At 70.7% G+C, this 17,885-nt stretch carries 20 protein-coding genes and 2 pseudogenes; 11 read left to right on the forward strand and 11 right to left on the reverse strand.

Annotated elements, in window-relative coordinates; genetic code table 11:
• Window positions 1–247: hypothetical protein (locus ACIBEC_RS46535; RefSeq protein ID WP_360509777.1), on the forward strand; the 247-nt coding region annotated here is incomplete at its 5' end.
• Here the strand turns inward: ACIBEC_RS46535 and ACIBEC_RS46540 are convergent.
• Both ACIBEC_RS46540 and ACIBEC_RS46545 read right to left on the reverse strand, forming a co-directional pair.
• Window positions 244–1,014 carry an ABC transporter permease subunit gene (locus tag ACIBEC_RS46540; protein ID WP_360509779.1) on the reverse strand — a complete coding sequence of 257 codons (771 nt, stop codon included), beginning with the start codon at window positions 1,012–1,014 and terminating at the stop codon, window positions 244–246. The two genes, ACIBEC_RS46535 and ACIBEC_RS46540, sit on opposite strands and share 4 nt — an antisense overlap.
• Before the next feature lie 29 nt (window positions 1,015–1,043).
• Window positions 1,044–1,949, reverse strand: a complete 906-nt coding sequence (locus ACIBEC_RS46545) for an ATP-binding cassette domain-containing protein (protein ID WP_360509803.1) — start codon at window positions 1,947–1,949, stop codon at window positions 1,044–1,046.
• A gap of 182 nt (window positions 1,950–2,131) precedes the next feature.
• On the opposite strand from ACIBEC_RS46545, the gene ACIBEC_RS46550 reads away from it, so the two are divergent.
• Both ACIBEC_RS46550 and ACIBEC_RS46555 read left to right on the forward strand, forming a co-directional pair.
• The gene (locus ACIBEC_RS46550; RefSeq protein ID WP_360509781.1) at window positions 2,132–3,355 is read left to right on the forward strand and encodes a sensor histidine kinase; all 1,224 of its coding nucleotides are present in this window, start codon (window positions 2,132–2,134) and stop codon (window positions 3,353–3,355) included.
• Window positions 3,352–4,005, forward strand: coding sequence for a response regulator transcription factor (locus ACIBEC_RS46555; RefSeq protein ID WP_360509783.1), 654 nt, complete (start codon window positions 3,352–3,354; stop codon window positions 4,003–4,005). The genes ACIBEC_RS46550 and ACIBEC_RS46555 overlap by 4 nt, the downstream gene beginning before the upstream one ends.
• Window positions 4,006–4,614: 609 nt before the next feature.
• On the opposite strand, the gene ACIBEC_RS46560 is transcribed toward ACIBEC_RS46555, so the two are convergent.
• A complete protein-coding gene (locus ACIBEC_RS46560) occupies window positions 4,615–4,887 on the reverse strand; it encodes a hypothetical protein (RefSeq protein ID WP_360509785.1) in 273 nt (90 codons plus the stop codon).
• A 392-nt stretch (window positions 4,888–5,279) separates the two neighbouring features.
• Between ACIBEC_RS46560 and ACIBEC_RS46565 the strand changes: the two genes are divergently transcribed.
• Window positions 5,280–5,615 carry a hypothetical protein gene (locus ACIBEC_RS46565; RefSeq protein ID WP_360509787.1) on the forward strand — a complete coding sequence of 112 codons (336 nt, stop codon included), beginning with the start codon at window positions 5,280–5,282 and terminating at the stop codon, window positions 5,613–5,615.
• A 276-nt stretch (window positions 5,616–5,891) separates the two neighbouring features.
• Here ACIBEC_RS46565 and ACIBEC_RS46570 read toward each other — a convergent pair whose 3' ends face one another.
• Entirely contained in the window at window positions 5,892–7,433 is a 1,542-nt protein-coding gene (locus tag ACIBEC_RS46570; protein WP_360509789.1) for an FAD-dependent oxidoreductase, read from the reverse strand.
• A 121-nt stretch (window positions 7,434–7,554) separates the two neighbouring features.
• Here ACIBEC_RS46570 and ACIBEC_RS46575 point away from each other — a divergent pair, with 121 nt between their 5' ends.
• Window positions 7,555–8,052: a MarR family transcriptional regulator gene (locus ACIBEC_RS46575; RefSeq protein ID WP_360509791.1), complete on the forward strand. Its 498-nt coding sequence runs from the start codon at window positions 7,555–7,557 to the stop codon at window positions 8,050–8,052.
• 126 nt (window positions 8,053–8,178) lie between these two features.
• On the opposite strand, the pseudogene ACIBEC_RS46580 reads toward ACIBEC_RS46575, so the two are convergent.
• Window positions 8,179–8,344 (reverse strand): annotated as a pseudogene (locus ACIBEC_RS46580) (IS5/IS1182 family transposase); the annotation flags it as partial.
• A 482-nt stretch (window positions 8,345–8,826) separates the two neighbouring features.
• On the opposite strand from ACIBEC_RS46580, the gene ACIBEC_RS46585 reads away from it, so the two are divergent.
• Window positions 8,827–9,438 carry an SMI1/KNR4 family protein gene (locus tag ACIBEC_RS46585; protein ID WP_360509793.1) on the forward strand — a complete coding sequence of 204 codons (612 nt, stop codon included), beginning with the start codon at window positions 8,827–8,829 and terminating at the stop codon, window positions 9,436–9,438.
• Window positions 9,439–9,555: 117 nt separating this feature from the next.
• Window positions 9,556–11,310, forward strand: coding sequence for a protein kinase (locus ACIBEC_RS46590; protein ID WP_360509795.1), 1,755 nt, complete (start codon window positions 9,556–9,558; stop codon window positions 11,308–11,310).
• Window positions 11,311–11,898: 588 nt separating this feature from the next.
• On the opposite strand, the gene ACIBEC_RS46595 is transcribed toward ACIBEC_RS46590, so the two are convergent.
• Both ACIBEC_RS46595 and ACIBEC_RS46600 read right to left on the reverse strand, forming a co-directional pair.
• Complete coding sequence (locus ACIBEC_RS46595) at window positions 11,899–12,132, reverse strand: DUF6296 family protein (RefSeq protein ID WP_360509796.1); 234 nt, start codon at window positions 12,130–12,132, stop codon at window positions 11,899–11,901.
• 673 nt (window positions 12,133–12,805) lie between these two features.
• A complete protein-coding gene (locus tag ACIBEC_RS46600; RefSeq protein WP_360509797.1) occupies window positions 12,806–12,961 on the reverse strand; it encodes a DUF6131 family protein in 156 nt (51 codons plus the stop codon).
• Between the two features lie 155 nt (window positions 12,962–13,116).
• Between ACIBEC_RS46600 and ACIBEC_RS46605 the strand changes: the two genes are divergently transcribed.
• Window positions 13,117–14,145 (forward strand): YihY/virulence factor BrkB family protein, encoded by a 1,029-nt coding sequence (locus ACIBEC_RS46605; protein WP_360509798.1) that lies wholly within the window; start codon window positions 13,117–13,119, stop codon window positions 14,143–14,145.
• Window positions 14,146–14,505: 360 nt separating this feature from the next.
• Here the strand turns inward: ACIBEC_RS46605 and ACIBEC_RS46610 are convergent, their stop codons facing one another.
• From ACIBEC_RS46610 to ACIBEC_RS46620, 3 genes are all read right to left on the reverse strand, one after another.
• Window positions 14,506–14,940: a DUF6328 family protein gene (locus ACIBEC_RS46610; protein ID WP_396290775.1), complete on the reverse strand. Its 435-nt coding sequence runs from the start codon at window positions 14,938–14,940 to the stop codon at window positions 14,506–14,508.
• An 88-nt stretch (window positions 14,941–15,028) separates the two neighbouring features.
• The gene (locus ACIBEC_RS46615; protein WP_360509799.1) at window positions 15,029–15,235 is read right to left on the reverse strand and encodes a hypothetical protein; all 207 of its coding nucleotides are present in this window, start codon (window positions 15,233–15,235) and stop codon (window positions 15,029–15,031) included.
• 72 nt (window positions 15,236–15,307) lie between these two features.
• Window positions 15,308–15,568 carry a DUF4235 domain-containing protein gene (locus ACIBEC_RS46620; protein WP_360509800.1) on the reverse strand — a complete coding sequence of 87 codons (261 nt, stop codon included), beginning with the start codon at window positions 15,566–15,568 and terminating at the stop codon, window positions 15,308–15,310.
• Between the two features lie 303 nt (window positions 15,569–15,871).
• Here ACIBEC_RS46620 and ACIBEC_RS46625 point away from each other — a divergent pair, with 303 nt between their 5' ends.
• Both ACIBEC_RS46625 and ACIBEC_RS46630 read left to right on the forward strand, forming a co-directional pair.
• The gene (locus tag ACIBEC_RS46625; RefSeq protein WP_396290778.1) at window positions 15,872–16,501 is read left to right on the forward strand and encodes a hypothetical protein; all 630 of its coding nucleotides are present in this window, start codon (window positions 15,872–15,874) and stop codon (window positions 16,499–16,501) included.
• A pseudogene (locus tag ACIBEC_RS46630) lies at window positions 16,459–16,999 on the forward strand (transposase); the annotation flags it as partial. The gene ACIBEC_RS46625 and the pseudogene ACIBEC_RS46630, both read left to right, overlap by 43 nt.
• A 101-nt stretch (window positions 17,000–17,100) precedes the next feature.
• Here the strand turns inward: ACIBEC_RS46630 and ACIBEC_RS46635 are convergent.
• Window positions 17,101–17,700 (reverse strand): cation transporter, encoded by a 600-nt coding sequence (locus ACIBEC_RS46635; protein WP_360509802.1) that lies wholly within the window; start codon window positions 17,698–17,700, stop codon window positions 17,101–17,103.
• Between the two features lie 41 nt (window positions 17,701–17,741).
• Here ACIBEC_RS46635 and ACIBEC_RS46640 point away from each other — a divergent pair.
• The coding region (locus tag ACIBEC_RS46640; RefSeq protein ID WP_360509804.1) for an IPT/TIG domain-containing protein at window positions 17,742–17,885 on the forward strand (144 nt) is incomplete at its 3' end.

The following is a 17,885-nucleotide window of genomic DNA, read 5'->3' on the forward strand; positions in this document are numbered from 1 at the left end:
CGTGGGTGTGTGGTGGTGGATCAGCTACGACGAAGCGCACCCGCCCGCTCCCCGGCCCGAACAGGTTCGCTTCACCGCGGACGGCTTCCGCCAGCACAGCGAGCAGGCTCTCCAGGCCACGGTCGGCACCCTGAGCCCCGGCCTGGCGCTGACCGATACGGGCTACTCCGTCAAGCGGCACCAGCCGCGTCCCAACGGTGGGCTGAGCAGGCTGTTCTTCGTCGACCGCCGGCTCACCGCCGTCTAGGCGTCACGCCGTCCGGTCAGGAACAGCGCGAGTGCGAGCGCGACGACCGCGTAGGCCGCGCACACCAGGATCGATACCGTCGGCGAGAAGGTGTCCACCTGCGGGCGGATCGACACGGCGCTGGTGGCGGCCCGCTGCAGGCCGAATCGCATGAGGTCGTGACGCAGGTTCGGCGGGAGGTGGTCCAGCACCTGGGGCAGGAGGAAGACCAGGGTGAACAGCACGGCGATCGCACCGGCGGTGGACCGCATGATCGCGCCCAGCGAGGCGGCCAGCACCGTGACGATCACCAGGTAGAACACCGCGTAGGCGACGGCCCGCAGGACGCCCGGATCGCCCAGCGAGACCCCGCCGTGGCCGTTGGCCATGACCCCCTGGCTCACCAGGAAGGTCACTCCGAGGATGGCCGTGCCCGCGACCACGGCGAGCGCGGCGGTGACGACGACCTTGGCGAGCAGCACCTTCCGGCGCTGCGGCGTCGTGGAGAACGTCGTCCGGATCAGCCCGGTGGAGTACTCCGAGCTGACCACCAGGACCCCCAGCACACCGATGACCAGCTGCGCGAAGATCGCACCGAACAGCGGTGCCGCCACCGGGTCGAAGGCCGAGCGGTCGCGCGCGTTCATCGTCGGCCAGTTCTCGGCGGTCGTGGTGGCGACCGAGAGAGCCACGACGATGACCAGTGCGGCGGCCGCGCCCAGAGACAGGTACGTCGACCGCACCGACCGCAGCTTGATCCATTCGGCGCCGAGCAGCTCGGTTCCCATCACGCCGGTTCCCGTCCCATCGCTTCCCATCACACACCGCCCTGGTATTCGACAGCGTCCCTCGTCAGATCCATGAAGACCTCCTCCAGCGATGCCTGCCGGGCCGCCAGCTCGTGCACCGGCAGCCCGTTGCGCGCGGCCAGGTCGCCGATGTCCTCGACCGTCAGCCCGGTGACCACCAGCGTCTGCGCGCCCTCGTGCTCGACGGTCGCGCCCCGCTCCCGGAGCACCCCGGCCAGCGCGCTGCGGGCGGGCGAGCGGACGTGCACCTGGCTGGTGCCGTGCTCGCGCAGGAACTCCTCGACGCCCATGTCGGCGATCAGCCGGCCCCGGCCGATCATGACGAGGTGATCGGCGGTCAGCGCCATCTCGGACATCAGGTGACTGGAGACCACGACGGTGCGGCCCTCGGCCGACAGGGACTTCATCAGGTGCCGGATCCACAGAATGCCTTCGGGATCCAGCCCGTTGACCGGCTCGTCGAACAGGACGACGGGCGGATCGCCGAGCAGCGCACCGGCGATGCCGAGCCGCTGCCGCATGCCCAGCGAGAACCCGCCGGCCCGCTTGTGGGCGACCTGCCCGAGGCCCACTTGTTCCAGTACCTCGTCCACCCGCCGCCGGGGGATGCGGCTGGCCACTGCCAGTGCCGTCAGGTGCGCCCGCGCCGAGCGGCCCGGGTGGACGGCGCCGGCGTCGAGCAGCGCGCCGACGTGGTGCAGCGGGTGGTGGAGTGTCCGGTAGGGCCGCCCGTCGATGAGGGCCGTGCCGCGGTCCGGCGTCTCGAGGCCGAGGATCGCGCGCAGCGTGGTGGACTTGCCCGAGCCGTTCGGCCCGAGGAAGCCGGTGACGCGGCCGGGCCGGACCGTGAACGTGAGGCCGTCGACCGCGGTGATCCTGGCGAACCTCTTGGTGAGTTCGGTGACTTCGATCATCATGTCTCCCTTCGGCGTTCAAGAGGCGTCCAAGGTGCCAGCCGGGCCCGGGGGTCGGCGTCGGAGCGCGGGGTGACTTCCGGGCGTACGGCCACGGCATGACCCGGCGGCGCCCGTCCGCCCTGGGGATGACGGCTTCGGGGACGATGTGCCGGGCTGGCGCTCCCGGCTACCGTCGACGCATGATCACCCCGGCCGCTACACCGCCTCTGACCCGACGCCTGCGTCCCCGCGGCCTGCTCATCCTCGACGCGCTGACCGGCGCCGCCCTCTGCGCCCTCACGCTGGTACGCGGGTTCGGTCCGCATGAGGCGGTGGTCTCGCTCCCGGCCCTGGTCGTCGTGGCGGTGGCCCTGGTGTTCGGCGCCGCGGTCGGGTTGCGGCGGCTGTGTCCGTGGCCGTCGCTGTGGACCGTCGCGCTCGCCTCGCCGGTTGTGGCGCAGGAGTCGCAGACGTTCCCGTTCCCGGTCCCCGTCGCGATGGCACTCGTGCTGTACACGCTCGCCGTGCGGGTGCCACGCCGGGTGTCCGTGCGGGGCCTGGGCGCCCTGCTCGGCTGCACCGCGCTCGGCGTGGTCGCGGCACAGGTCGGCCTGCTGGGGCCGACATTCGCGAACCCGGTCGAGTTCCACCACGCGATCCGCATGGAGGTCCTGGGCCTGCTGCTGCTCGCACCACCCCTGTGCGGGGTCTGGATGATCGGCGTGGCGGTCAGCGCCAACCGCGCCTACACGGCGGGGCTGCAGGCGCAGGCCGAGCAGCGCGCCCGCGAAATGGTCGTCGAGGAACGGCTGCGGATCGCCCGGGAGTTGCACGACATCGTCGCGCACAACCTGTCGCTGATCACCATGCAGGCCTCGGTCGCAGGCTTCGTCGCCGACACCCGTCCCGAAGAGGCCGTCAGGGCCCTGGCTTTGATCGAGCAGACCGGACGCGGCGCGCTGCACGAGATGCGCCGGCTGCTCGGTATGCTGCGGGACGGCAACGGGCGGGCGCAGGATCCCGAGCTGGTGCCGGCCCCGGGCCTGGCGGACCTCGACCAGTTGGTCGCGAGGGCGGCCGAGTCCGGACTCCGGGTGGAGCTGCGGGTCGTCGGCGACAGGCGCGAGCTGCCGGCCCCCCTCGAACTCGCCGTCTACCGGATCGCCCAGGAGGCGCTGACCAACGTGATCAAGCATGCCGATGCCGGACGCGTCCGCGCCGTGCTCGCCTACGGGGAGGACTCGGTGGGGATCGAGGTCGTCGACGACGGACAGGGCGCGCAGGGGTCCGTCGGATCGGCCGGCCACGGGCTGGTCGGCATGCGCGAGCGGGTGGCCGTCTACGGCGGCGAACTGGAGGCCGGCCCACTGCCCGGTGAGGGCTTCCGGGTCAGCGCCCGGATCCCGCTGGAGGCGTGCTCATGACCCGGGTGCTGATCGCGGACGACCAGACGCTGCTGCGCGGGAGCCTGCGCCTGCTGCTCGACTCCCAGCCCGACCTGACGGCGGTCGGCGAGGCCGCCGACGGACGCGAGGCGGTCGAACTCGCCGCGCGGGAACTGCCCGATGTCGTGCTCATGGACATCCGCATGCCGGAGCTGGACGGGCTGGAGGCCACCCGCCGGATCATCGCGGCTCACGAGGGCGTGCGCGTCCTCGTCCTGACCACCTTCGACCTCGACGAGTACGTCTACGGAGCCCTGCGCGCCGGGGCGAGCGGCTTCCTGCTCAAGGACACCCCGCCCGCCGACCTGGTCGCCGCGATCCGCGTGATCGCACGCGGCGAGGCACTGCTGGCCCCCGGGGTCACCAGGCGGCTCATCGAGCAGTTCGCCCGGATGCCCGAGCTGGGCCGCCGCCCGACCACGGGCCTCACCGCGATCACGGACCGCGAGCGGGAGGTGCTCGAACTCGTCGGCCGCGGACTGTCCAACCAGGAGATCGCGGACCGCCTGGTCGTCAGCCTGGCGACGGTGAAGACCCATGTCGGGCGGCTGCTGGCCAAGCTCGCCGCCCGGGACCGGGCCCAACTGGTGATCGTGGCCTATGAGAGCGGCCTGATCGTGCCGGGCTGATGGCAGCGGGTGCGGCGAGCAGCGGCATTCCATTGGGTGTGCGCACGCCAGCGGTGCGTGCCCGCGCACGCACCGCCGTACGAGGAACGCCAGGGAGGGTCGCCGAAGTCCGCTGCGCCTCCATCGGCCAGCTGAGCCTCGTCTATCTGGTTAACCGGGCCCGAGGACGCCTGCACGTCATCGACATCGTCTGGCTCGGCTGACACAACCGGTCGGCATCTGCCCCACTGCTCTGACCACGGCCGATCACCGGGTACACCCAGGACCTCGCCTGTGGGGTCGAGGGCCCTGCTCGCCGGCCGTTTGAGCGCTGCCGCATGGCATGTTCGCGGCCGGAATTCGCAGGTCAAAGCCCTGGCCATGGGCTGACTGGCGGGTCTAGCATTCCGGCACGGCGGCCCCACCACAACACTCACCGGGCCGCCGAGCAGAGCAGCCGCGCCTCCCGTCGGCGCTGCTGGCCTCCCACCGGCCGGGCCCGCGTGGAACGCACCCCCTCGTTCCCGGGCCCGGCGGCCTGCGCCTCAACACGTCTGGACTGCTTCGTTCGCCGCATGCGGTTCGCGCGCAGTGGACCTGCTCCTGCGGCGATGGGGCCGGGCGCGGCACTCAGCGCCACCGCCGCGACGTCGCCGACCGCGCCTGGGAGGCCGCCCACCAGGCCCTGCGTACCCGGTCGCGGGTGTCGATGCGGGCCGTGCGGATCGGCGCGGTTTCTTGTTGGCGGACGCGGCGGCGGGGGGCCCGCTGCGCGCTGGTCCGGTCGGTCCCGGCCGGGTGGACCTCAAGATCGAGCGGGTCCCACTGCCTGATCGGCTTGCCGGGTCGGCCGCGCTCCGCGGCCTCGTGGCCGCCCGCGGCGGGTTGGGGGTGGATGTGCACGGTCGGGCGCCAGGGCAGCGTGCCGCTCCTTTGGTTCGCCTGCCTGCCCGTCTGTGCTTAACTGCGTCATCCGCCGTCCCCGGGTCGCGCGTTGGCCGGTGTCCATCATCCCCGGCCACGAAGCGCGACGACACCGATTCCGCCAAGCCGCCGACCTGCTCCGGCCGGGATGAGCCGCCCGTACGGCGCGCTGAGCGGGCTGGCGGTCCGGCCGACGGCCTGGCGGCCTGGCGGCCTGGTGGCCACCGGCCCCTGAGCATCGGCCCCGCCAGGGCGGGGTCGAGGGCCCGCGTCCTGTGCGAGGCGCCGCGGCACGCTTGTCCCCTGGAAGGCGGCGTCTCTGCGCGGCGACCGTGCGGCACCGGCGTTGTGGGGCCCGTAGCGTCGAACCCATGGCGAGCGAGGACACGACGGCGGTAGCGGTGGGGGTGCGGTCGGTGGACGAGGTGTTCGCCGCGCTGGACGCGGTGAACGTGCCCCGCACCGGTGTCGAGCGGGGCCTGCTGGAGGCCTACCGGTGGGCGGTGGGCGCCCAGATCGGCGCGCCGGTCACGGCGAACGCCGCCGTCGGCGCGTACGGGCCGTGTCGGGCGCAGCTGCTCGCTGAGTGCCAGGCCGCCGCGGTGCGTCTCCAGTCGGGCGCAGACCATCCGGGCGAGACGGAGCGGACGCCGGGGGTCTACATGGCGCTGGCGTGGCTGTGCGGCCACCACGACGACCGCCCCTGAGCCGGCGGCACCCGATTCCCCAGGGCCTCACCCTCGCGCCGTCCCCGCCCGGCGCCCGCCGGGATCGGCGCACCGCCGGTCCTCCAGGCGCGCTGCGGCTGCCGTACTGCGCCGTTCGTGGTTTTCGAGGTACTGCTGGAACGCTGTTGGCGGGCGGGGCCGGTAGTGGGACGTGTCCGTTCCGGCCGGTCAGAGCCCCCAAGCCAGGGCCCCGGCCAGCCTTTCAGGTCACGGACTTATGCGAACTATCTGACGGGCTCCGTCCAGCTCGGCAGGTCACATGCCGTTGGCAGCCGCCAGGGCGAGGACGGCGGCCAGGTCGTCGGTGGGGCGGCGGGTGGCGATGTAGCCGTCGGGGCGGATGAGGACGAGTTCGTCGCCGGTGGTTCCGTAGGCGTGGTGGGCGAGGTTATCGGCGTCGATGACGGTGTCGGCGCCGGTGGCGGTCAGGTCGGTGGTCACGCGGATGGTGCGCGGGCCGTCCGGGGTCTGCTGGACGGCGGTGTTCCCGAAGGAGAGCAGGGTCCAGTGGGGGCCGCGCAGCAGGTCGAACAGGCGGGTGGGGCGGCCGGTGTCGGCGTTTCGGCAGGGCGCGTCGGGGGCGCGGACTCCCGCGTCGGTGCCGTGCGTGAGCGGGCTGTCGGTGTAGGCGACGCCCAGGCCGGTGGTGCGGTCGTCGGTGAGTCCCTGCTGGGCGGAGGGGCCGGCGCTCTCGGCTGCCGCGCGCATCACGTTGGCGAGGCGGGTGGTGCTGTCGTCCAGGACGTTGCGGGCGACGGGGCGGCGCTCGTGCTCGTAGGTGTCGAGCAGGGCGGGGTCGGCCCCGTCGAGGAGGGCGGCGAGTTTCCAGCCGAGGTTGTAGGCGTCCTGGATGCCGGTGTTCATGCCCTGGCCGCCGGCCGGGGAGTGGATGTGGGCGGCGTCGCCGGCCAAGAGTATCCGGCCGTTGCGGTAGTGGTCGGCGAGGACCACGTTGATCCGGTAGAGGGAGAGCCAGGCGACGTCCCGGATGACCACGCCGGGGACGCCGGCGCGCTCGGCGAAGATGCGGCGGAACAGCTCCAGCGACGGCTCCTCGGGCTCGGTCCGGTCGGCGGGAATGGAGGCCTGGAACTGCCACAGGTCGGTGCCGGGCAGCGGGAACAGGGACAGCAGGCCGTCCTCCTTGCTGGTCCACAGGTGCTGGCAGTGGCGGGACAGGCCGGTGACGCGGGCATCGCCCAGGTGCCAGCGCTGGTCGGTCAGGGAGACGCCGTGCAGTTCGATGCCGGCCAGTGCGCGGACGGTGCTGCGTCCGCCGTCGGCGCCGACGGCGTAGCGGGCGTGGACGGTGCGGCTGCCCGCGTCCGGCCCGGCGGTGACGGTGGCGGTGACGCCGTCACCGTCCTGCTGGAGGGCGGTGACCTCGCTGCCCCAGTGGACGGTTCCGCCGAGCTCGGTCAGGCGGTCGCGCAGGATCTGCTCGAACCGCGGCTGGGAGAGCCAGACCGGCGGGTAGGGGGTGTCCGTGGTGTGCACCCCTGCGGCGAGCTCCACCGCCTCGGAGACCACCCGGTCGCGGTCGTAGCGGCGGGTGGGGACGTTCACCCGGCCCTCGGCCAGGACACGCCCGGCCACGCCGAGGTCGTCGGCGACCTCCATGGTGCGGGGCTGGATGGTCTTGGCGCGGGAGGCGGTGCTGAGGGTGGTGGAGCGCTCCAGGAGGAGGAAGCTGACACCGCGTCGGGCCAGGTCGCAGGCCAGGGTCAGGCCGGTGGGGCCGGCGCCGATGATCAGGACGTCGGTCGTGGTCACGTTCGCGGTGGTGGGGGCGGGCACATTCATGACGCTAATTACCTACCTTAGGTATCATGTTTGACGGCGGCCCGATCTCCTGTGAGGTCGGCTTCCGAAAGAGACAATATACCTACGTTAGGTATCTATCAAGGGAGTGTGGGACGTGGATCCGCTCAGCGACGCGACCGCCGGGCTACTGCCGCAGCTGCTCCAGCTGCGGACCCTGCTCAACCGCGGGCAGCTCTACGAGCAGGCCATCCAGGACGCCGGAGTGGCACTGGACCGGCCTGCCCTGACGATCCTGGTCGTCCTGGACGCCGCCGAACGCCCGCTGCGGGTGGGCGAGATCGCCACCCGCATGCAGGTCGTCGGACCCCACGTCACCCGCCACCTCAACAGCCTGGAAAAGCGGGCGATCATCAAGCGCGTCCCTGACCCTGAGGACCAAAGGGCCCGCCTGATCGCCCTGACACCCCCCGGGCAGCGGATCGTCGGCCGGTACACCGCCATCGTCAACGGCTGGTTGACCTCGGCGCTCGCCCAGTGGCCGCACCGGGACCGCACCGAGCTCATCCGCCTTCTCACTCGCCTGACCTGTGACCTGACCACCCAATTCGACGCCGTCGCCGCCGGTGGCGTCCCGGCGCAGGGCGAAGACTGACGAAGGCGCTGCACCCGGCCCCACAGCTCCCTCGCCCGTCATCGCCGTTGGTGCGGACCCGTCAAGTTGCTCCGGAGTGGGGCCCGCAGCTCTTCAAGGCACCAAAGATCGCCGCCCGCCAGGATATGGGGCAGTCTGACGCACCTTGACCAGCCGGTGAGCGGACTGCCGGCCGTCCGCGGCCTGCCCCTCCGTCAGGATGAACACCAGCAGGGCGGCAATTTCGGTCGCCGGCGCAATGAACCTTGCTGGTCTGCCCACCCCTGGAGCGTCCGAGTAGGGCTTCCTTCAGCGGAGTGATTTAGTCGGGTCATATGGAGGCCACGTCTTCGGCGGGGACGGGCACCAGGGTTGGGCTGTTCGTGGCGGGGATGTACTCGACAGTGCTCCGTGGTTTTCGGTGGGAACGGGCGCCATTTCGGCGAGTTCGGGAGCCACTGATCGGGTGACGTGCCGGTTGGGGCGGAGTGTCCGGGGGTGCCACTTCAGGAGCGTCGATAGCTTGTGGGTGCGGGCCCTGGGCTGCCTCCCTGACAAGATGCGGCTCAGGAGCTCGCACCTGGCTGTGCCCCAGGGGGATGCCGTAGAGCAGTCCGATGCAAGGCCAGGACAGCCAGTGCAGACCTCCCTCAGTCATGGGGTGTGCTTCCCAGGCGGTTCGATCTCGCCCGGCTGAGTCGATGTCGCTGGTCCCGACTACCCTCACGGCAGGCCACAGTGCTCGTGGTGGCGATGACGCGGCGTCCTGACGCCCGAACCCGATGAGGAGAGCTGGTGCGCGACTATCTCGCTGAGGTCTTCGCCATGCTCGGCCCTGGCGAACAGCGCTTCACCAGCCCCAATGCATGGGTCGAGTTGGAATCCGAGATCGGTACTGACTTCCCCGAGGACTACAAGGCGGTCGTCGACGCCTACGCCCCAATGCAGATCAATGGGCACCTGTATCTCTCGCATCCGGCCACCAATCGGTGGAACCTCGGGAAGAACATCCGCGAGACCTCCCAGGCCTGGGCTGCGCTCGACTGGGACCGGGAGGACTGGCTGGAGCCCGAGGAGGACATCCGTGCCGTCCTCAATCTGAAGGAGGTGAGGTTCGGGACGAAGGACGGCCTGATCCCGATCACCAGCACCGATCGCGGCGAATACATCTTCCTGGCTCCGCTGCCCGACCGCACGGGACACCGGATCTGTGCGGTGGAACACGACGGCGCCTGGTACGAGTACCGAATGAGCTTCTCCGAGTGGCTCTACCGCTATCTGGTCGGCGAGGACATGGTCGGCCCGAACAGCTCCGCCTTCTATCCCGGCCCGGTGCTGCTCGAACCGCTGCCGATGTCACCCGATGACCGCCCCGCGCCGATGTACGGCCCAGAGCGCGGTATGTGACCGATCAAGTGACTGGGCTCGGCTATGCGGGTTGTGAGCTGGAAGTCGGCCGAGCGCTCTGTCGTGAGATGCTGGGCCCACGGACATCGGCGCGAGGGAGCGCTACGGGGGGCAAGAGTGCGACGTGGACTGAGGCTGACCGGCCGCTACACGCTGGAAGAGATACTCGGCCGCGGCGGCATGGGCGAGGTCTGGCAGGCCAGGGACGAACGCCTGCAACGCGCCGTCGCGATCAAGATCCTGCCGCAGGCCGGCGACGGCGAGCGCGAGGCGGTCGAACGGTTCCGCCGTGAGGCGCAGATCACCGCCGCCCTCAGCCACCCCGGCATCACCACGGTCTTCGACGTCGATGAGCATGCCGACGAAGCCGGCAACACGCTGCTGTTCCTGGTGATGGAACTTCTGCGCGGCACCGACCTGCGCACGGTGATCGCCGACCACCCCACAGGCCTGCCCATCGAGCGCGCCACCGATCACGCGCGCCAGATCCTCGACGCCCTCGGCGCCGCCCACAGTGAGGACGTCGTCCACCGCGACATCAAACCGGGCAACCTGTTCCTGACGACCGGCGAACGGATCAAGGTCTGCGACTTCGGCATCGCCCGCCTCGCCGACGCGGCCCGTCTCACGGCCACCGGCACCATCGCCGGCACCCCGCTCTACATGGCCCCGGAGCAGATCCAGGCCCGTCCCCTCGACCAGCGCGCCGACCTGTACGCCTTCGGCTGCGTGCTCTACGAGCTGCTGACCGGCACCCCCTGGCTCGACACCGGCACGGGTGTCGCCGCGCTGCTCCACCAGCAGCTCCACCAGACGCCCCCGGCGCCGAGCAGGCGTCGCCCCGAGCTGCCGGCCCACCTCGACCACCTGGTGCTGGACCTGCTCGCCAAAGACCCGGACGACCGCCCCCACGACGCCGCCACCGCCCTCGCCCGCCTCAACGACGCCCCCACCGCGGCGAATGGCGCCCATCCCGCCACCGTCCGGCTGCGTACCCCCGAGAACGAGCGGCCGCCATTCCACGAGGCGACAACCCGGCCGCCCAGCGCCGCGCTCACCCTTCCGGACACTCCTGTGGCCGCTACAGCCGCGGACAACCCACCGCCCGCACTCCCGGTGGCGCCCGGCTTCGCCAGGCGCCACCGGACGGCCATCGCCATCGCCGTGGCCGTGGCGGTGGCCGCCACCACCGTGGCCGTGGTCACCCGCCACGGCACCGCCCCCGCCGGCCCGAGCATCCTGCCGCTCCAGACAGGCGAAACCGCGTCAGGAACCGTCCTCGGCGCCGACGACGTCGCAAAGATCCCCTACCTGTACGACAGCTCCTACGGCACCGGTGCCCAGCCCACCTACCGGCGCACCACCCTCGCCATCACGATCGCCTCCGTGATGACCGCGAAGTACCCCGCCACAGCGAGCTTCACCGCCAAGGGCGCCACCGCGCCCGATACCCACGGGTACACCGCCTACTGCATCACCTACATCCTCGCCAACCCCACCCAGCAACCCGTGCCCCAGCCTCTTCCCACCAACGGCGCACCACCCCCGCCCGTCCCCTCCCTGGGAGCGCTGTACGGCGGCACCGACCCGACACCCTTCGACGTCCAGGGCAAACCACGGCTGCTACTGGAAGCCGTCCTCGACGATGGCACCATCACCACCGAACAGGGCAGCGGCTTCACCTCGCTGGACTGCCGCCCCGGCACCACGCAGGCACTGGCCCTGGGCATCGTCGCCAGCGGCGGAACCGACGTGCTGGTCCCCGAGGGCAAGCACCCGGTCGGCGTGATCTGGACCGAGCGCACCGGCATCGGCGCCGCCGGCAGCACCCACCCCTACACCGTGCGCTGGAACGGCCCCTGGAATCTGTGACACGGCCCGGTCCGGCCGACGAAAGCGGTCGAGTGCTCCGTAGGCTCTTTGCTCACAGAGAGCACCGGAGGTTGTCATCCCGAGGGGTGGGGGCCTCTTGGTGTCTGGGGTGGGGCGGGCGGCCCGACTGTGAAGACACTGTTGAACTGTTGACAGCCCTGTTCAGAGCAGAGGTGGTCACGGATCAGCGGCGCTCGCGGGCGGGGTAGCGGGAGTCCGTCGCGTCCATCGATGCGATGGCGGCAGGGGTCTTGGCCCACCGCCGGGCCGCGGCCTGGCGAGTTCGTCCTCGATCCCGCTGCCGGCGGGCCCGGGCGGCGTCGGATGCCGTCATGGCGGGGCCGGTCGGGGTACCGAGGTCGAGGCTCTGCGCGGGGAACGGGACCAGGCGGACCAGGCTTGGCCGCTGTGCGATGTGCGGACACGGACTGCTCGGGATCGGGCATCAGCCGTCCAGCGACAACTGAGTCGGGCCCTGGTCCAGGGGTTCAGGGCAGTCCCGCTCTCGGTGGTCGGCCGCCATCCCATCGCTTCCCATCGGGATCGCCGCTGACCGGGCTCGGCTGGCAGGCGCGCGAGAGAAGACCGTCACGGCAGCGGGTGGGCGTGCAGGCAGGTGTGCTGGCCTGGGCTGGTTGGGATGTCGACGGGTTCGGCCACCCCGTGGGTGACCGTGACGCGCAGAGTCCCGGCGGCATCGGCGTACACCGCCTCGCCGTTGCGGGTTCTCTCGCCGGTCGCATGAGCGACGATGATCCGTGGCGGGGCGTGGCAGCCGGGCGTGCCGGGCAGGGTGATCTCGTAGCGCGAGGGCGTGTCCATGGCTGCTCCTTTGCCGGGCGGTTCGGTGCCCGTGGTGCCGGGGGCGGGCCGGACACCGCCGCAGGTGGTGACGGTCTCGTCGGTCGCGGATCTCCAGGACGGGGGCGCGGGTGTGGCCGGGGTCGGCCGCGCTCCGGCTGCCTCGGCGTCCTGGCGGGCCTGAAGGAGAGCATGAAGCCCGGCGGCGCCGCAGAAGATCGGGCCGAAGGGGTCGATGCGTGACGACTGTGTGCCGGTCAGTACCTGTTGTCTGAACCCCCTCGTTCCAGGGCGGGTCGGTTGCTGGTTTGCGCACCCGAAGCTGCGAGAAGAGGCTGAAGGCGGCGCATCCGCCGCCCGGCGGTCGGGGAGGTCCCCTACTCCTCAGGGAGATCGTCATGGCTGTACTGATCGAGGCCGAGTTCCCGGGAGTAACGACGCAGCAGTATGACGCCGTTGACCAGCGCGCGGGCACGCGATCGGGGCAGCCCGTCGAGGGGTTGCTCTGCCACAGCGAGAGGTTGCACCCGCTGGGTGAAGTAGGCCTGGAACGCCTCGGGAGACTCCCACACATCGACGATCCGCAGGCCCGCGTCCGTGACGAACGCGCACGAGCCTTTCCTTACGCCCTATCTGATAAACCGTCAGCTGCGAATCTCGGGCCGGTGGCGTGGACGGCGCAGGGCTCCCGTCGTCACCAGTAGTGGCGGCGCCCGCCGACCTCGCGTCCCATCGCGCCGAACAGCCAGAGGGCCAGGCCGATGACCGCGAGAATGATGCCGATCGTCCACAGCACCGAGATGCCGGTGACGAAGCCGATGATCAGGAGGATGACTCCGAGGATGATCACGAGGGCCTCCGAAAGTTCAGTTCCCCTTTCTTGCAGGTCCCCGGCGGATGCGCCGGTAAACGATGATGAGCGTCCCGGCGAGGGGCTGGGGCTGACCGGGCGGGTTCTCAGGGCGTATCGCGCGTCGGACTCCGCTGGCTGGGAAGACGCGGGACATGCGACTGTTCCATCACAAAGGCCGCCCCGGCAGCGATCCGGAACGCCCCGATCCGGCTCGCGAGGCCGACGTCGCCGCTGAGCGCGGCCCGGACGAGCCGACCAAGCTGCCGGGAGGGGGCTGGCTGGCGGTGCTCAAGCGCACCGGCCGGGAGTTCCTGGACGACGAGCTGCCGGACCGAGCCGCCGCCCTGACGTACTACAGCGTGCTTGCGATCTTCCCGGCGCTGCTGGTGCTGATATCGGTACTCGGCCTGGTCGGTTCCTCCGCCACCAACGCCGTGCTGGACAACCTGCAGAAGCTGGCACCCGGCTCGGCGCGCGAGATTCTGCGCAGCGCGGTCACGCAGCTGCAGGCCAGCCGGGGGACGGGCGGGGTGCTGGCGGCGGTGGGCCTGGCCGGCGCACTGTGGTCGGCCTCCGGTTACATCGCCGCGTTCATCCGCGCCGCGAACGCGGTCTACGACATCCGGGAGGGCAGGCCGGTGTGGAAGATCACGCCGCTGCGGGTGGGTCTGACGCTGCTGATGATGGTGCTGCTGGCGGCGAGCGCGGTGATCGTGGTGTTCACCGGCCCGCTGGCCCGGCGGGCCGGCGAGACCCTCGGCCTGGGCCACACCGCGGTGACGGCATGGTCGATCGCCAAGTGGCCACTGCTGGTCGTGCTCGTCTCGCTGATGATCGCCCTCCTGTACTGGGCGGCCCCGAATGTGCGCGGCCGCGGGTTCCGGTGGGTCTCCCCGGGCAGTGTCCTGGCGGTGTTGCTATGGCTGGCGCTGTCGGGCGGGCTCGCCGCGTACGTGGCGAACTTCGGCTCCTACAACAAGACGTACGGCACGCTCGCCGGGGTGATCGTGTTCCTGGTGTGGCTGTGGCTGTCCAACCTCGCGATCCTGCTGGGGCTGGAGTTCGATGCGGAGCTTGCTCGGGAGCGGGCCATCGAGGGCGGGATACCGCCCGGCAGGGAGCCGTACGTGCCGCCCCGCGACACCCGCAAGTGGCCGGCCGGCGACGACGGCGCGGGTTGATCCGATCGGCCCACACATGGCGGAGAGCTCGCGCTGACCCGGTAGACACCGGGGATGCCCAGCCGTACCACCCCGCAAGGAGGGACGAGGCGTGAGCCCGGATCAGAGCACCGGGACGGCGATCGCCCAGAGCGCACAGGACAAGACGACTGACGCAGCCGCCGCTGTCGGCGAGCAGGCCTCCGAGGTAGCCGGTACGCCAAGGAACAGGTGACGAAGGTCATGGAGAAAGCCCGGGGGCAGGCCCAGCAGCTGGCCGCCGAGCTGCGTGACCACGGGAGCAGACCCGCGTTTCGGGGACCGCGATCGGCCGCCGTCCGGATCCGTGTGCCCCGGAAGTTGGCTCAGCGTCCGCGTGCGCTACCCGTGTCTCGCTCTCGCCGACGGGCTTCGCGCCGCAGGGACCAGGTTCGGCAGGACGAGCCAGCACGTCGTGAACCCGAGCAGCACAACGCCGCTCAGGGCCGAGGCCGCGGCGGCGGTGTGCAGCGCGTTGCGGAGCAGGAGCAGCATGGCGCTGGTGATGGTCAGGGCGAGCAGGACCAGGCCGGTGGAGATGAGGTGCCCGGCTGCGTGGACGAGTTCGGGTTTCAGGCCGTGGCCGGCGAAGAACCGGTGGAAGGCGGCGAGTGCGACGAGGGCTCCGGTGGCGAATGCGCCGAGGAGGACGGTGGCGACGCAGAGGTGGCGGTCGAGGACGGGCAGGGTGGTGAAGCGGGCGGTGAAGACGACGGAAAGGAGGAAGCCGAAGAGAATCTGGGCGCCGGTCTGGCAGACCCGGACTTCCTGGAGCATTTCACTCCAGAGCCGGTCGGCGCGCTCTTCAGGTGTCTCGTCGCGATTGGACGGGCTGGGGGCATGGTTGCCCTTCGATGCTGCGGGCTCAGCTGGGGTCGGAGGCGGCCCAGACGATGCGCTGGACGGCGGCGGCGGAGATCCAGGTCTCGTCGGTACCGTTGGCGCCGTCGGGGCGGATTCTCACCCACCGGCCGGTCACGCGTACGCGGCCGGCGAGGTGTGCTGCGGCTGTGCCGGGCACTGCGTTCGGCAGGCAGTGCACGACGGCTGCGGCCCATTGCTTCTTGCCCATGTTTTCGAGCATCGGGGCTCGCCGTGTCCGGTGCCACCCGGGGGGCGGGCCGGTCGGGTTGACGATGGGGTTTCAGCCGGGCCAGGTGCCGGTCAGGCGGCGGGTGCCGGCCGCGCCGCCGCGGTCGACGGCTGCTTTGACGAGCGCGTACACCGCTCCCTGGAGCGTCGCGGCGGTCAGCACCTCGGTCCAGGTACGGTCCTGGTCGGTGGCGGCCGGCGCGTCGTCCTGGTGTCCGAGGAGCGCCCACAGGCGCTTGAACAGGGCACCGGCGGCGACGCCGCCCAGGACGCTGAACAGCAGCCCGAGCGGCTTGTAGAGAATCTTGACCATGGTGAGCCTCCCGGAACTCGGACGGACGGGCAGTGCTCGTCTTTCCGAAAGGCGGCCGACGAATCACCCTGGAGAGGTGACGGTTGTGCTCGCCACGGCGGGCGCGAACGCCTGGTGGTTCAGCGGTTGTGCTCCGATAAGAGGACGCGCGGACAGGCGATTGGTGAGGGCACCTCGTGCGACTCGTCGCGTCGGAGGCCGACACGGACCCGGCTGCTGTGGCCAAGGCGGCCAGGGCTGCTGGCCGATCACATCGCTTCGGCCTTGTAGGCTCCCCTCATGCCACAGCCCGGAGAACCTCACATGCCGGTGCGCGGGGAGCACGTGCGCCAGGCCGTCGCCCACTGCGTCGACGCCCTGGAAGATGTCCCGGCTGCCCGATGGCACGCCCCGGCTGGCGGTTTGGAGTGGACGTGCTGGGAGACTCTCGAACACCTCGCGGACGACCTGCTCACCTACGCGCTACGGTTCGGGCTCGCGCAGCCCATCGCCGTACCGCGCGTCCCACTGCGCATTTCCAGTGATCGACCGGATGGCCCGGCCAATGTCATCTTCGGGGATCACGAGGCAGGGCCCGAGGGACTCCTGACTGTCGTGGAGGCCTGCGGCGGACTGCTCGCGACGGTCGTCGAGACCACCGACGCAACCACCTTGGCCCCACACGTCTTCGGCGCCTCCGACCCGGAGGGCTTTGCAGCGATGGGCGTCGTCGAGACCCTGGTCCACACCCACGACATCACCCAGGGGCTGAATCGCGTCTGGGAAGCCCCGCAGGACCTGAGTGAGCGAGTCCTGGCGCGGCTGTTCCCCGACGTCCTCGTCATCGACACGCCGTGGTCGACTCTTCTGTGGGCCACCGGACGCATCGAGACGCCTGATCGCCCCCGCCGGACGAACTGGCGCTGGCACGGCGCGCCGCTGGGCCACGGCTGATCGACACCCAGAGCGTCAAGACCTCCACCAACGTTCCCCTGACCAGCCAAGGAACTGATGCCGCGAAGAAAGTCGTCGGCCGAAAGAGAGGCATCCTCACCGGCACCATCGGACTCATCCTCGCCGTCACCGTCACCGCCGCGAGCCTGTCCGAGAACGCCCTGGGAATACGCCTCCTCAACCAGGCCAAGAAGACGTACCCAAGCATCTCCAAGAGCTGGGTCGACACCGGCTTCAAGAACGCCGTGATCGAGCACGGCGCACGCTTGGGCGACGTCGAGGTCGTCCACCGGAAGTCCGACGTCCCCGGATTTCACGTGGTGAAAAGGCGGTGGGTGGTTGAACGGAGTCTGGGGGGGGATCATGCAGCGCCGCCGGCTGGCCCGCGACTACGAGACACTGCCGACCAGCTCCGAAGCCGTGATCCACATCGCCTCGATCGACAACCTCGCCAAGCGCATAACGGACGAAACCACACCAACCTGGCGAGGAACCTACCTAGGACATAAAGGGCAAACTACTCTCATCAAATGCCCTCTGAGAAGGGAGCGGGAGCCGCAGCGCGCCTGATGACCCGTTTCGGCGGGGCGGCTGGGGGCTCAGTGGTCACCGAAGAAAATCTCGTGGACCTCGCGGGCAGCGTAGTAGACCAACACGTAGCCGGCGGCCGGGTCGGCCCACCACCAGCCGAGCGTGCTGTTGAGGACCAGGCCGAGCAGGACCGCGGCGGCGAGCAGGCCATCGATCAGGGTGACCCGGCCCTCGGTCCGCAGGACGGGGTTGTCGAGAGCGGCGCCGGTACGGGCTTTGCCGAAGGCGAGGGCGAACATCACCGTGGCGGTGACGGTGGTCCAGGCGATGCCGAGCGACGAATGCTGCGGATGGAAGCCGCTGACCAGAACGATCGTGGACTGCGCGAGCAGGTAGAGGCCGAGCAGCGCGAAGCCAGCCCCGATCAGCTTCAGCGCCCGCTTCTGGCGCTCTTCGCCGGTTCCGGAGAGCTCCCAGATCACCACCGTGGAGGCGCCGATCTCGATCAGGGAGTCCAGGCCGAAGCCGGCCAGCGCGACCGAGCGGGCGCCGATCGCGGCGATCGCGAGGACCACGATGCCGATCACGTTCCAGGCCAGGGTGGCGTACTCAAGGGTGAAACCCCGGCGGAGCAGGGTCTGGCGGGAGATCTCGTTTACGTCGTTCACCGGTGGATTCTCCCAGGCTTCTGTTAAATAACGTCAGCGATATGGCGACGACCGTGATCCCCGGCCACGGGTCCACGGCCGGGCAGACCGCCGTGACTCTCACCGGCCACAACCTGGCCAACGCCACCGCCGTGCACTTCGGTACCGCCCAGGCAGTTATCACCGCCAACACAACGACGTCGATG

The organism is Kitasatospora sp. NPDC051164 (assembly GCF_044455625.1).
In the GTDB taxonomy this organism is placed as follows: Bacteria; Actinomycetota; Actinomycetes; order Streptomycetales; family Streptomycetaceae; genus Kitasatospora.

Bases quoted from the DNA above. Each gene is read 5' to 3' on its own strand.
- ACIBEC_RS46540 (WP_360509779.1), bottom strand. From the start codon at position 1,014: ATGGGAACCGAGCTGCTCGGCGCCGAATGGATCAAGCTGCGGTCGGTG.
- ACIBEC_RS46545 (WP_360509803.1), bottom strand. From the start codon at position 1,949: ATGATCGAAGTCACCGAACTCACCAAGAGGTTCGCCAGGATCACCGCG.
- ACIBEC_RS46550 (WP_360509781.1), top strand. From the start codon at position 2,132: ATGATCACCCCGGCCGCTACACCGCCTCTGACCCGACGCCTGCGTCCC.
- ACIBEC_RS46555 (WP_360509783.1), top strand. From the start codon at position 3,352: ATGACCCGGGTGCTGATCGCGGACGACCAGACGCTGCTGCGCGGGAGC.
- ACIBEC_RS46565 (WP_360509787.1), top strand. From the start codon at position 5,280: ATGGCGAGCGAGGACACGACGGCGGTAGCGGTGGGGGTGCGGTCGGTG.
- ACIBEC_RS46595 (WP_360509796.1), bottom strand. From the start codon at position 12,132: ATGGACACGCCCTCGCGCTACGAGATCACCCTGCCCGGCACGCCCGGC.
- ACIBEC_RS46605 (WP_360509798.1), top strand. From the start codon at position 13,117: ATGCGACTGTTCCATCACAAAGGCCGCCCCGGCAGCGATCCGGAACGC.
- ACIBEC_RS46610 (WP_396290775.1), bottom strand. From the start codon at position 14,940: ATGCTCCAGGAAGTCCGGGTCTGCCAGACCGGCGCCCAGATTCTCTTC.
- ACIBEC_RS46615 (WP_360509799.1), bottom strand. From the start codon at position 15,235: ATGGGCAAGAAGCAATGGGCCGCAGCCGTCGTGCACTGCCTGCCGAAC.
- ACIBEC_RS46620 (WP_360509800.1), bottom strand. From the start codon at position 15,568: ATGGTCAAGATTCTCTACAAGCCGCTCGGGCTGCTGTTCAGCGTCCTG.
- ACIBEC_RS46625 (WP_396290778.1), top strand. From the start codon at position 15,872: ATGCCGGTGCGCGGGGAGCACGTGCGCCAGGCCGTCGCCCACTGCGTC.